Source organism: Cellulomonas soli (genome assembly GCF_013409305.1).
In the GTDB taxonomy this organism is placed as follows: Bacteria; Actinomycetota; Actinomycetes; order Actinomycetales; family Cellulomonadaceae; genus Cellulomonas; species Cellulomonas soli.
In genome coordinates this window covers 2,269,479-2,281,511 of the sequence record NZ_JACBZJ010000001.1, presented here as the reverse complement: position 1 = coordinate 2,281,511, position 12,033 = coordinate 2,269,479, and the positions used below count along the sequence as shown (strand labels likewise).

The 12,033-nt window shown below is 72.3% G+C and carries 12 protein-coding genes; 2 read left to right on the top strand and 10 right to left on the bottom strand.

All coding sequences use genetic code 11. The features are described from left to right. Positions 1-103: 103 nt before the first annotated feature. A complete protein-coding gene (locus tag BKA22_RS10595; protein WP_179561740.1) occupies positions 104-562 on the top strand; it encodes a DUF3806 domain-containing protein in 459 nt (152 codons plus the stop codon). Between the two features lie 57 nt (positions 563-619). On the opposite strand, the gene BKA22_RS10590 is transcribed toward BKA22_RS10595, so the two are convergent. The 10 genes from BKA22_RS10590 to BKA22_RS10545 form a co-directional block, all read right to left on the bottom strand. Continuing rightward, positions 620-1,261 (bottom strand): ribonuclease H family protein, encoded by a 642-nt coding sequence (locus BKA22_RS10590; protein WP_146953573.1) that lies wholly within the window; start codon positions 1,259-1,261, stop codon positions 620-622. Further along, on the bottom strand, positions 1,258-2,535 hold the full coding sequence (locus BKA22_RS10585; protein ID WP_146953574.1) for an RNA polymerase sigma factor: 1,278 nt from the start codon (positions 2,533-2,535) through the stop codon (positions 1,258-1,260). The genes BKA22_RS10590 and BKA22_RS10585 overlap by 4 nt, the downstream gene beginning before the upstream one ends. Then, the gene (locus BKA22_RS10580; protein ID WP_146953575.1) at positions 2,532-2,867 is read right to left on the bottom strand and encodes a YciI family protein; all 336 of its coding nucleotides are present in this window, start codon (positions 2,865-2,867) and stop codon (positions 2,532-2,534) included. The genes BKA22_RS10585 and BKA22_RS10580 overlap by 4 nt, the downstream gene beginning before the upstream one ends. Before the next feature lie 127 nt (positions 2,868-2,994). Next, positions 2,995-3,954, bottom strand: coding sequence for a 5'-3' exonuclease (locus BKA22_RS10575; protein ID WP_146953576.1), 960 nt, complete (start codon positions 3,952-3,954; stop codon positions 2,995-2,997). A 557-nt stretch (positions 3,955-4,511) separates the two neighbouring features. Then, a complete protein-coding gene (locus BKA22_RS10570; protein WP_146953577.1) occupies positions 4,512-4,835 on the bottom strand; it encodes a hypothetical protein in 324 nt (107 codons plus the stop codon). A 118-nt stretch (positions 4,836-4,953) separates the two neighbouring features. After that, positions 4,954-5,385 (bottom strand): HIT family protein, encoded by a 432-nt coding sequence (locus BKA22_RS10565; protein ID WP_146953578.1) that lies wholly within the window; start codon positions 5,383-5,385, stop codon positions 4,954-4,956. 41 nt (positions 5,386-5,426) lie between these two features. Continuing rightward, a complete protein-coding gene (locus BKA22_RS10560) occupies positions 5,427-6,449 on the bottom strand; it encodes a LacI family DNA-binding transcriptional regulator (RefSeq protein ID WP_146953579.1) in 1,023 nt (340 codons plus the stop codon). A gap of 30 nt (positions 6,450-6,479) precedes the next feature. Further along, positions 6,480-7,379, bottom strand: a complete 900-nt coding sequence (locus BKA22_RS10555; protein ID WP_146953580.1) for a carbohydrate ABC transporter permease — start codon at positions 7,377-7,379, stop codon at positions 6,480-6,482. 1 nt (position 7,380) lies between these two features. Further along, on the bottom strand, positions 7,381-8,346 hold the full coding sequence (locus BKA22_RS10550) for a carbohydrate ABC transporter permease (protein ID WP_146953581.1): 966 nt from the start codon (positions 8,344-8,346) through the stop codon (positions 7,381-7,383). Between the two features lie 86 nt (positions 8,347-8,432). After that, positions 8,433-9,752, bottom strand: a complete 1,320-nt coding sequence (locus BKA22_RS10545; protein ID WP_146953582.1) for an ABC transporter substrate-binding protein — start codon at positions 9,750-9,752, stop codon at positions 8,433-8,435. A 195-nt stretch (positions 9,753-9,947) separates the two neighbouring features. Here BKA22_RS10545 and BKA22_RS10540 point away from each other — a divergent pair, with 195 nt between their 5' ends. Beyond that, positions 9,948-12,026 carry a beta-galactosidase gene (locus BKA22_RS10540; protein ID WP_146953583.1) on the top strand — a complete coding sequence of 693 codons (2,079 nt, stop codon included), beginning with the start codon at positions 9,948-9,950 and terminating at the stop codon, positions 12,024-12,026. The last annotated feature ends 7 nt before the right edge of the window (positions 12,027-12,033 follow it).

The following is a 12,033-nucleotide window of genomic DNA, read 5'->3' as shown; positions in this document are numbered from 1 at the left end:
CCGCTCCGGGTGCCGATGCCGAGGCATGGGACTGTTCAGGCCCGTGCCGCGACCCACCGACGGACCTCGCGTGCCGCACCCGCACCGCCCGACGGAAGGACACGTGCTCGGGGACGAGCCGGTCCTCCCTCCCGCCGCGCTCCCGGACGGGGACCTCGAAGCGCTCAACGACGCCGAGCTGGTCTGGGCGGCGCAGCACCGCGAGCTGGTGACCGGGCTGTGCGAGGGGCAGGCCGACGTCGAGACGCTCTCGCGCCTGTTCGACCGGGTGCAGGCCGGCTGGTTGGCGTCCGCCGACCGGGACGACCCGCACACCCTCGTCAACGCGTTCGGCATCGCGCTGGGCGACCTGCTGGTCTCCCGGCTGCCCGGCATGCGGTGGCAGGTCTACACCGACGCCCGGGGCCCCGAGCTCGTGCTGGCCCACCCGGTGCACGACCTGGTCGTGTTCCCGATCTCGTCGGTCGCCCGGCAGTGGGGGCACGCGCCCGAGGACTGGTTCGCGCGCTACGCGGACGACGTCACGGAAGGCGCGCGCGCGATCCTCGGCGACGGGTCCTGACCGGCACCGGTCGACGACCCACCCGGGCGCTGCGGGGCGACCCGCTCGCGACCGCCGTCAGAACAGCGTGTCCTGCCCGGCAGCCACCGGCACGCTCACCGACGCGCTGACCGGCACCCGCTCGACCGCCTCCGACACGACCGACTCCGACGCGACCGACTCCGACGCGACCGCCTCCGGCACGACCGGCTCCGGATCGACCAGGACGACGGTCACAGGCTCGCGAGCAGCGGCCACGTCCGCCGCGTGCTCCCAGCGCCCGGGCCGGCCGGCCTGGGCCTCGCGCGCCGCGGTGCCCGCCAGCTCGTCGGCCCGCTCGTTGAAGTGGTTGCCGCGGTGCCCCCGCACCCAGGTGAAGGCCACGCCGCCGGGCCGACCGGTGATCGCCCGGTCGATCGCCTGCACGAGCGCCAGGTTCTGCACGGGGCTGCCGCTCGCGGTGCGCCAGCCCTTGCGCTTCCAGCCGTGCACCCACTCCGAGGCGCACTTGATCGCGTACTGCGAGTCCGACTCGATGGTCAGCGGGACGTCGCCCGGGTGCGCGTGGATCGCCTCGAGCACGGCCTTGAGCTCGGCGATCTGGTTGGTGCCGGACGTCTCCCCGCCGCTGGCGTGCGCGCCGTCGTGGTTGATCCACGCCCAGCCGATCGCCCCGCCGGGGTTGCGCAGGCAGGAGCCGTCCGTGCTGACCGTGATCACGGGGAGCATTCTGCCGTGCAGGCGGTCGGGCTCGGGCACGGCGCGAGGCGGTCGCGTCGGCGGGCGAGAGCGGCGGCCTCGGCGGGGTTGCCCGCCAGCTCGACGGCCCGGTCGTACGCCTCGCGCGCGGCCCGGTCGCGGCCGAGCCGGCGCAGCAGCTCCGCGCGCGTCGCGTGGAACGGGTGGTAGCCGGCCAACGCGCCCTCGAGGCGGTCGACGGTCGCCAGTGCGGCCTCGGGGCCGTCGACCTCGGCGACCGCGACCGCCCGGTTGAGCGCGACGACCGGCGACGGGTCGAGCACCACGAGCTGGTCGTAGAGGGCGACGACCTGCGACCAGTCGGTCCGGCGGACGTCGCGCGCCGAGGTGTGCACGGCGTTGATCGCGGCGAGCAGCTGGTAGCGCCCGGGTGCGACCCCGGAGTCGAGGCGCTCGCGCACCAGCCGGTGCCCCTCGGCGATGAGCCCCGCGTCCCAGGCCGTGCGGTCCTGCTCGTCGAGCGTCACGAGCTCGCCGCCCGCGGTGACGCGTGCCGGGCGCCGCGCCTCGACGAGCAGCATCAGCGCGAGCAGACCGGCCGCCTCGCCGTCCTGCGGCAGCAGCGTGCGGACCAGGCGCGCGAGCCGGATGGCCTCGGCCGTGAGGTCGGGGCGCACGGGACCCGTGCCGGGTCCCGACGTCAGGTAGCCCTCGTTGAACACGAGGAACAGGACGGCCAGCACACCCGAGACGCGCTCCGGCAGGTCCGCCGCCGACGGCACCCGGTACGGGATCCGCGCCTGCCGGATCTTCGTCTTCGCGCGCGTGATCCGCTGGCCCATGGTGGTCTCCTGCACCAGGAACGCCCGGGCGATCTCGGGCACCGTCAGACCGCCGACCAGGCGCAGCGTCAACGCGACGCGAGCCTCCGGTGCCAGCGCCGGGTGGCAGCACGTGAAGATCAGCCGCAGCCGGTCGTCGTCGACGGCACCGACGGGCTCGGCCGGACCGCCGGCGAGCTCCGCCCACGCCGCCGCCTGCTTCTCGGCCCGTCTGCCCTCGCGCCGCAGACGGTCGACGGCCTTGCGGGTCGCGGTCGTGGTCAGCCACGCGCCGGGCCGGGACGGCACACCGTCGGCGGGCCACCGTGCGACCGCGGTCGCGAACGCCTCGGCAGCGGCCTCCTCGGCGACGTCCAGGTCGCCGAACCGCCTGGTCAGGGCCCCGACGACCCGGGCCCACTCCTCGCGGTGGGCCCGGGCGACCGCCTGTGCGGCCTCGGAGGTCTCAGTCACGCCGGCGCGTCCAGGAAGGGGCGCACCTCGACCCTCCGGTTGCAGCTCCTCGACCCCTCGGAGGCGAGCGCGAGCGCCACGTCCAGGTCGGGGGCCTCGATGATCCAGAACCCGGCGAGGTACTCCTTCGTCTCCACGAAGGGACCGTCGGTGAGCACCGCCCGACCGGCCCGGTTGTCGATCACGGTGGACGAGCCGGGCGGGGTGAGCCCGCCGGCGAAGACCCAGTGACCCTGCGCGCGCAGGCTGTCGTTGAACGTGTCGACGGCGGCCATCTCGTCCGGTGTCGCGGAGCCGGTCGTGTCGTCGATCACGGAGATCAGGTAGAGCATCTCGGGTCCTCCCTCGTGGTCGGGACGCCCCCGTCGGGCGACCCCCTCACCCCTGCGACGAACGCTGCCGCCCCGATTCGACACCGTGACGTGCCCGGCTCGCGAGAGGACCGGCAGATCGGCCCGGTCAGGCCACCGAGGTGAGCGCGTCGAGCAGGCGCGTCACGCTCGAGGTCAGCCCCCACCGGCCGGCGAGTGCCACCAGCGCGTCCGGGTCCACCGGGGTCAGCGGTAGCCGGTCGTCGACGTTCCCGACGGGCGCGTCCGACGCCACGCGCACCACCAGCGGCGCCACCCGCAGGTAGTCCGCCGCCTCCTCGAGCCGCCGCCGCTGCGTCGCGGTCAGGCCGGGGTCGCCCGCGTCCCGCGCGGCCAGCACGCCGGCCAACGACCCGTACCGTCCCACGAGCGCCGCCGCCGTCTTCTCCCCGATGCCCGGCACGCCCGGCAGGCCGTCGCTCGGGTCGCCGCGCAGCGCCGCCATGTCGGCGTAGGCCGGCCCGGACGCGACCGCGTACTTCTCCCGCAGCCGCGCGACGTCGACCACCTCGAGCTCCTTGACGCCCTTGACCGGGTACAGCACCCGCACCGGCACGGTGTCGTCGACCAGCTGGAACAGGTCCCGGTCCCCGGTCACGACATCGACCGCCGACCGCTCGCCCGCGGGCCGCGCGACCTCCCGTGCGACGAACGTGCCGATGACGTCGTCCGCCTCGTAGCCCGGGACGCCGACCCGCGCGATGCCGAGCGCCGCGAGCACCTCGACGATGATCGGCACCTGCGCGGCGAGCGCGGCCGGCACGTCCTCCAGCCCCGTCGTGCCGGGGACCGGCGTGGCCACCCGGTGCGCCTTGTACGAGGGGATCGCCTCGACCCGGAACGCCGGACGCCAGTCGTCGTCCCAGCACGCCACGAGCCGCCCCGGCCGGTGGTCGACCACGAGCCGCGCGATCATGTCCAGCAGCCCCCGCACCGCGTTCACCGGAGTGCCGTCAGGCGCCCTCACCGACTCCGGCACCCCGAAGAACGCCCGGAAGTACAGCGAGGCGGTGTCGAGTAAAAGCAACTTCTCGGGACGCTCAGCCACGACCCGAACCTACCTTCGGAGTTGCGCCACTCGGGAGACTGTCGAACTCTCGCGTCCGCCGATCACCCGCCGGAGTCGATACGACCCAACAGGCATATGCCCAGTCCACGTCGGAGCCTTGCGCCGCCGATGCAACCGCATCGTCCACGCGTGCACGGACGACGTCGAGTGGTTCGGTCACGTGCCTGACGGGCGCCACGCGACCCGCGGGCCCCTCGTCGATGTACTCCATCCGTCCAACAGCGACCAACCCGAGATCTACGAGCCGAGCCAGTATCGAGAACGCTTCATCGAGGTTGGCGCTGGATGGCCGCCAATTGGGAGTCACGGGCGGATTCACGCGGATACCCAGGTCAATGAGCACCCATTCAAGACTGACGTCGTCTGTGAGGCAGTCGATCAGCAACTCGCGCTCTCGCGCCGAGATGTCGTCAGGCACCAGAACTCCGGAAGTGCAGCGAGGCGGTGTCGAGCAGCAGGAGCGGTCGTCCGTCGGCCATGCCGTCACGCTACGGGAGCGGAACCTCGCCGCACCCGGAGCCCGTGCCGCCCCGGCCTCAGCGGGGATCGCGCGGAGCCGTCAGCGCATCCAGGTTGCTCGCCAGGCGATGGATCCCGAGCAGGGTGGCGGCCAGGCCTGCGAGTCCGAGCCCGACACCGATGACGACGAGCACCGCGGAGCCGTGGCCCTCGATGAAGATCCTGGATCCCCGCCCCGCGCCGAGGTAGAGGTAGAGCCCGGCCTGACCGATCACGTAACCCAGGGCGAGCGTGACGATCCCGCCCGTGAGCAGCGTGGCGGACGGCCGCCAGGCCGTGGGGCCGGCGGCCGTCGTGATCGCGCCGTCGGTCGTGCTCGCGTCGTCAGCCGTGGTGGTCATCGGTACCTCTCCAGGTCGGGGACCACCCCGCGGTCGCGGGGGTCACACCCTGCTCAACTCCCGTGAACCTACTCGCCGACCGCGAGCCAGGAGGGCGATTCAAGGACGGTCGAGGACCTCAGGACTCCGCAGTGATTCCCGAGCGGATGGTCGCCGCGGTCTCGTCGAGCTCGGCCCGGGAGCGCACGCGCCAGTCGGCCTCGATGCGGAAGCCGTCGCCGGCCGTCCGGGGGAACACGTGCAGGTGGACGTGGAAGACCTCCTGGAACGCCGCCTCCCCGTCTGCCAGGAACAGATTGACCCCGTCGCACGGCAGCCCGGACGCGCGCAGCGCGCCCGCCACCCGCTGAGCGACACGGAACACGGCCATGCCCAGCTGCTCGTCGAGGTCCGCCAGGCCCGTGGCGTGCACCTTGGGGATCACCAGCACGTGCCCCCGGGTCACGGGCTGGAGGTCCATGAAGGCCAGCACCTGGTCGTCCTCGTACACCCGGCTCGACGCCAGGCTGCCGGCCACGACCCGGCAGAACACGCACTCCTCGACGTCCATGCAGGCCACTGTGCCGGACTGCCGTCGACACCGCGGTGCGATCAGGCCGACTCGCGCTCCACCAGGGTCGTCGGCAGCGTGATGGCGGCCGGTTCGCCGCCCTCGACCACCTCGAGCAGCAGGCGGACCATCTCCGAGGCGATCCGCTCGAACGGCTGACGCAGGGTGGTCAGCGGCGGGTCGAGCGTGGCGGCGAGGCCCGAGTCGTCGAACCCGCCGACGGCGACGTCGCCGGGCACGGTGCGTCCGGACTCGCGCAGGACGGCGATCGCGCCGGAGGCCATGAGGTCGGAGGCGACGAACACGGCGTCCAGGTCGGGGCGGCGTTCGAGCAGCTCGCGCATCGCGGCGGCCCCGCCGGCGCGCGTGTAGTCGCCGTGCGCCACGAGGGTCTCGTCGTACGCGTCGCCGAGCTCGAGCCGGTAGCCGTCCAGCCGGTGGCGGCCACCGGGGGTGTCCATCGGGCCCGTGATGGTGGCGACACGGGTGCGGCCCCGGTCGAGCAGGTAGCGGGTCATCTTGCGGGCGCCGCCGAGGTCGTCGGCCGCGACGAAGCCGATGCGGTCCTCGTAGCCGAGCGGGATGCCGCACGAGATCGTCGGGATGCCGGACTCGACGAGCCGGGCCAGCACCTGCCCGCCGGCGTGCGACGAGATCGACAGGACCCCGTCGACGTGCCCGGCGGCGACGTACTCGAGCACCTGCTTCTGCTCGGCTGCGGTGCCCGCGACCATGAGCAGCAGCGGCACGCCGCGGGCGGACAGCTCCTGGGCGGCGCCGCGCAGCAGGATCGAGAACGTCGGGTCCTCGAACAGCAGGTGCTGAGGCTCGGTGAGCAGGAACGCCACCGAGTTCGAGCGACCCGTGACCAGGCTGCGCGCGTGGATGTTCGTGGAGTAGCCGGTGCTGCTGATCGCCTCCTGCACGGCGACCAGGGCCTCGGGCGAGACCCAGTGGCCGCCGTTGAGCACGCGGGACACGGTGCCGCGGGACACACCGGCGGCCGCCGCGACGTCACGGATCGTCGGGCGGCGGCGCGCAGGCGCAGGGGTGCGGTGGTCCATCACGGGCACTCTAGGGCTCATCCGGCCTGGTCACGCCTTGACCGCACCGGCGGCCAGGTCGACCTGCCAGTACCGCTGCAGGGTGAGGAACAGCGCGACGAGCGGCAGGATCGACAGCAGGGCTCCCGTGATGACCGCGGTGTACATGGCGGGCTGGGTGGCGCCCTGGTTGAGCAGACCGGACAGGCCCACCGTGATCGGGAACAGCTTGTCGTCGCCGAGCATGATGTACGGGAGCATGAAGTTGTTCCAGATGGCGACGAACTGGAACAGGAACACCGTCACCAGGCCCGGGATCATCATGGGCGTGGCGATCTGGGTGAAGATCCGCCACTCCTTGGCACCGTCGGTGCGGGCGGCCTCGATGACGTCGTCGGGCACGGACGCGGCGGCGTAGATGCGCGCCAGGTAGATGCCGTAGGGGCTGATCACGCTGGGCAGCAGCACCGACCAGTACGTGTTGGTGAGGCCGACCTCGGCGAGCAGCAGGTACTGCGGGATCGCCAGGATCACGCCGGGCACGAGCACGCCGGCCAGGATGATGTTGAACGTGGCCTTCTTGCCGACGAACTGGAACTTGGCCAGGCCGTAGCCGGCCATCGCCGAGACGGTCACGGACAGCAGCCCGCCGACCCCGGCGTAGAGCGCGGTGTTGGCCATCCAGCGCCAGAACAGGCCGCCGCGGTACGCCGAGAGCTCCTGGATGTTCGACCACAGGTGCGTGGACGGCGCGAACGTGAACGTCGAGAACAGCTCGGCGGAGTTCTTCGTCGCGGCGACGAGCACCCAGACGACGGGCAGCAGGCAGTAGACGGCACCGAGCAGCAGGACGCCGGTGGCCAGCGGTGAGCGCCGCTCGGTGCGGAACCGCACGGTGGGCTTGAGGTCCGCCGGGCGCGCGGCGGGACGGGCGAGGGTCGAGGCGGTCATGTCAGCTGTTCTCCTGGCTGAAGGCGCGGCGCTGCACGAGGCGCAGGAACCCGAACGAGAGCACGAAGGTCGCCAGCGCGATGATCACCGAGGTCGCGGCGGCGGAGTAGATGTCGTCGCGGACGAACGCGTCGCGGTAGACCTTCATCAGCGGGCTCCACGTGGTGGAGATGGTGTTGGTCAGGGGCCGCAGCGTCATGGGCTCGGCGAAGACCTGCAGGGTCGCGATCATCGAGAACAGGAACGTGAGGATGAGCGACGGCGTGACGATCGGCACCTTGACCCGCCAGGCGACCTGCAGCTCGGAGGCGCCGTCGAGCCGGGCGGCCTCGTACAGCTCGGACGGGATGGCCTTGAGCGCGGTGTAGATGACGATCATGTTGAAGCCGACGCCGCCCCACAGGCCGATGTTGGCGATCGCGAAGATGACGAGCTGGGACGACAGGATCTGCGGGGCGTCCCAGCCGATCAGGTCGAACACGTAGTAGAACGGGCTGACCCGCGGCAGGTAGAGGAAGCCCCACAGCAGCGAGGCGATCACGGCGGGCACCGCGTAGGGCAGGAAGATCGACACCCGCGAGAAGCTCTTGGCACCGGTGCGCCGGGCGTCGAGCAGCAGCGCGAAGACCAGCGCGAGGCCGAGCATCGTGGGGACGAGCAGCAGCCCGTACAGGCCCACCCGGACGACCGAGGCGATGAAGTCGGGGTCGGACAGCGCCCGCGCGTAGTTGTCGAAGCCGGCCCACACCTCGGTCTTGGCCCCGGCACCCAGGCCGAGCCCGCTGACCTTCGTGGCGCGCAGGCTCAGGTAGACCGCGTAGGCGATCGGCAGGGCCAGGAACAGGGTGAACAGGGTCATGGCCGGCGCGAGGTACACGTACGGGGCGAAGCGGCCCGTGCGGCGACGGTTGCGCGCGGCGGTGCGAGGGGCACGCGTCACGTCGGTCGGGGGGGCAACGGTGGTCACGGTGGATCAGCTCCCTGGGGGTTCAGGTCGAGGGTGGAGGACGGTCGGCCGCCCGGCGGGGGGATGCCGGACGGCCGACCGTGGACTCACTCCTTGACCGTGAAGCCCGAGTTCTTCAGGTCCTCGACGGTCGCCGTCTGCATGGCGGTGACGGCGTCGGTGAACAGGGACGCGGACTTGGCCTCGGCGGCCTTGCCGAACTCGTCGTTGTAGGCCGAGTAGGCCACGTTGACGTTCGGTCCGTACTGGAACGGCTGCACGGTCTGCGCGATCTGCGCGGCGATCGTGTAGAAGTCCGGCTGGTTGGAGAAGAACGCCGGCGGCTCGGCGAGCGCCTCGGCCTGGCCGGGGATGTCGGCCGGGTAGACCGAGCCCTTCTCGACGAGCAGGTTCACGCCCTCCTGGGAGGAGTTCATCCACTCGATGAACTGCGCGGCCTCGGCCGGGTGCTCGGACTGGGTGGTCACCGAGGTGGCCGAGCCGCCCCAGTTGCCGGTCGCCTCGTCACCGGACTCCCACTGCGGCATGGGGGCCATCTTCCACAGGCCGGCGGTGTCGGGGGCGTTGCCCTCGAGCACGCCGGGACCCCAGATGGCCGAGACCCAGGCGACCTGCGTGCCGTCGTTCAGCGCGGCGCCCCACTCGGGGGTGTACATCGGCTTGTTGTCGATGACGCCCTTCTCGACGAGGTCACCCCAGTACGCGGCGACCTTCTGCGTGGGGTCGGCGTCGATGTCGACCGTCCACGCCTCGCCGTCGATGCCCCACCAGGACGCACCGGCCTGCTGGGCGAGGCCGGTGAACCAGCCGGCGTCCTGCGCCGAGAACGTGCCGAGGTACTTGGTCGGGTCGGCGGTGTGCAGCTGCTCGGCGACCTGCGCGTACTCCTCCCACGTGGTGGGCACCGCGAGGCCGTACTGCTCGAAGATGTCCGCGCGGTAGTACAGCTCCATCGGGCCGGAGTCCTGCGGGACGCCGTAGACGGCGTCGGAGCCGAGGGTCACGGCCTCCCACATGCCGTCCGAGAAGTGCGAGGCGGTGTCCTCGGAGAGCTCGCCGGACAGGTCCGCGAGCGCGTCGGAGGAGACGAGCGTCGGGATCTTCTGGTACTCGGCCTGCATGATGTCCGGCGCGCCGGACCCTGCCTTGATCGCCGTGAGCAGCTTGGTGACCGCGGCGTCACCGCCGTCCTGCTTGTTGACCGTCACCTGGATGTCCGGGTGCGACTCGTTCCACACCGCGGCGATCTCGTCCATGCCGGGCGCCCAGGTCCAGAAGACCAGGTCGACCGGGCCGGCCGCGGTGTCGTCGGTGCCCGGGGAGTCCGAGCCGGACGAGCACGCCGTCATGAGCAGTGTGGTGGCCGCGAGTGCTGCCGCGACCTTCAGGCCTGTGTGCAGGCGCATCTGACCTCCTCGTCAAGTCCACCGCACCCTCGCGGCGGACGGAGCGCGGCTGATCCGCGCTGCCTGTGCACGATCACAGTAACGACACGGCCAGGTGGCTTGTCAACAGCGAGATCCTTGGTGTTATCTGGTCGTTGTGCACGGTCCCAGGCTGTGACCGTGCACATCCGATCTCTGATGACTCGACGGAGTGTCATGCCCGACCAGCACCCCACCGCTCACCCTGCCGACAGCACCGCCTCGCACCGCGACGGCTGGCCCGTCGGCCTCGACGGGCTCGCCTACGGCGGCGACTACAACCCCGAGCAGTGGCCCGAGGAGGTCTGGCACGAGGACGTCGCCCTCATGCGCGAGGCGGGCGTCAACCTGGTCAGCATCGGCATCTTCTCCTGGGCGCTGCTCGAGCCCCGCGAGGGCGAGTACGACTTCGGCTGGCTCGACCGGCTGATCGACCTGCTGCACGCGAACGGCATCCGCGTCGACCTCGGCACCCCGACCGCGTCCCCGCCCGCCTGGTTCTTCGCCGCCTACCCGCACGCCAGGGTCGTCACCCGCGAGGGCACCGTGCTCGGCTTCGGCTCGCGCGGCATGGCCTGCCCCAGCTCGCCCGAGTACCGCCGGGCCAGCGTGCGCATCGCCACCGCCCTCGCGCAGCGCTACGGCACGCACCCCGCACTCGCGCTCTGGCACGTGCACAACGAGTACGGCGCACCCGTCTCCGACGACTACTCCCCCGCGTCCGCCGCCGCGTTCCGCCTCTGGCTGCACGAGCGCTACGGCACGCTCGACGCGCTCAACACCGCCTGGGGCACCGCGTTCTGGGGGCAGCGGTACGGGCAGTGGGAGCACGTGCAGCCGCCCGCCGTGGCCCCCAGCGTGGTCAACCCCGCGCAGCGGCTCGACTTCGCCCGGTTCACCGACCACCAGCTGCGCGCATGCTTCCTCGCCGAGCGCGACGCGATCCGCGCACACTCCGCCGTGCCCATCACCACGAACTTCATGGCGAACGCCTGCCCGTCGACCGACCTGTGGGCCTGGGGCCGCGAGGTCGACGTCGTCTCCAACGACCACTACCTGACCGCCGCCGACGAGCAGGGGCACATCGGCCTGGCCATGGCGGCCGACCTGACCCGCTCCGTCGCCGACGGGCGCCCGTGGATCCTCATGGAGCACTCCACCTCGGCCGTGAACTGGCAGCCGCGCAACGTCGCCAAGCGGTCGGGCGAGCTGGCCCGCAACGCGTTCCAGCACGTCGCGCACGGTGCCGACGCCGTGCTGTTCTTCCAGTGGCGCGCCTCGCGCAGCGGGGCCGAGAAGTTCCACTCCGCGATGCTCCCGCACGCCGGCACGTCCTCGCGGGTGTGGCGCGAGGTCACCGCGCTCGGCGCCGACCTCGGGCGGCTCGCCGAGGTCCGCGACAGCCGCGTGCACGGCGACGTCGCGATCCTCTGGGACTGGGAGTCGTTCTGGGCGCAGGACCTGGAGTGGCGCCCGTCCGTCGACGCCGACCACGCCGAACGCCTGCGCGCCTGGTACGAGCGGCTCTGGCTCGACGGGCTCACCGTCGACATGCGGCACCCCACGGACGACCTGTCCGGGTACCGACTGGTCGTCGCACCCGCGTCCTACCTGCTCACCGCGGACGCCGCGGCCAACCTCGACCGGTACGTCGCCGACGGCGGCACGCTCGTCGTCTCCTACTTCTCGGCCGTCGTCGACGAGAACGACGCCGTGCACGCCGGCGGCTACGTGGCGCCGCTGCGCCAGGTGCTCGGGCTGACCGTCGAGGAGTTCCTGCCGCTGCGCGCCGACCAGCAGGTGCACCTGACCTGGGACGGCACGGTCGCCGACCACCCGGCCACGCTCGTCGGGGACGTGTGGAGCGACGACATCGCGCTCGAGGGCGCCGACGTCGTGTCCACCTACCTCGACGGGCCCGCCGCCGGACGGCCCGCCATCACGCGCCACCCGCACGGAACGGGGACCGGCTGGTACGTCTCCACCCGGCTGTCCGTCGCCGAGCTCGCCCCCGTGCTCACCGCCGCCTACCGCGACGCGGGGCTCACCGCGGCCGAGCACGCCCCCCAGCTCGAGGTGGTCCGCCGGCACGGCGTCGACGCCGACTACCTCGTGGCCGTCAACCACGGGGACGAGGCCGCGGTGCTCACCGCCGACGGCCTCGAGCTCATCAGCGGAACGCAGGTCGACGGCACCCTCAAGGTCGCCGCGGGCGGCACGGCCGTCGTGCGGGTCGCCCCGCTCACGACCGCCTGACGGCCGT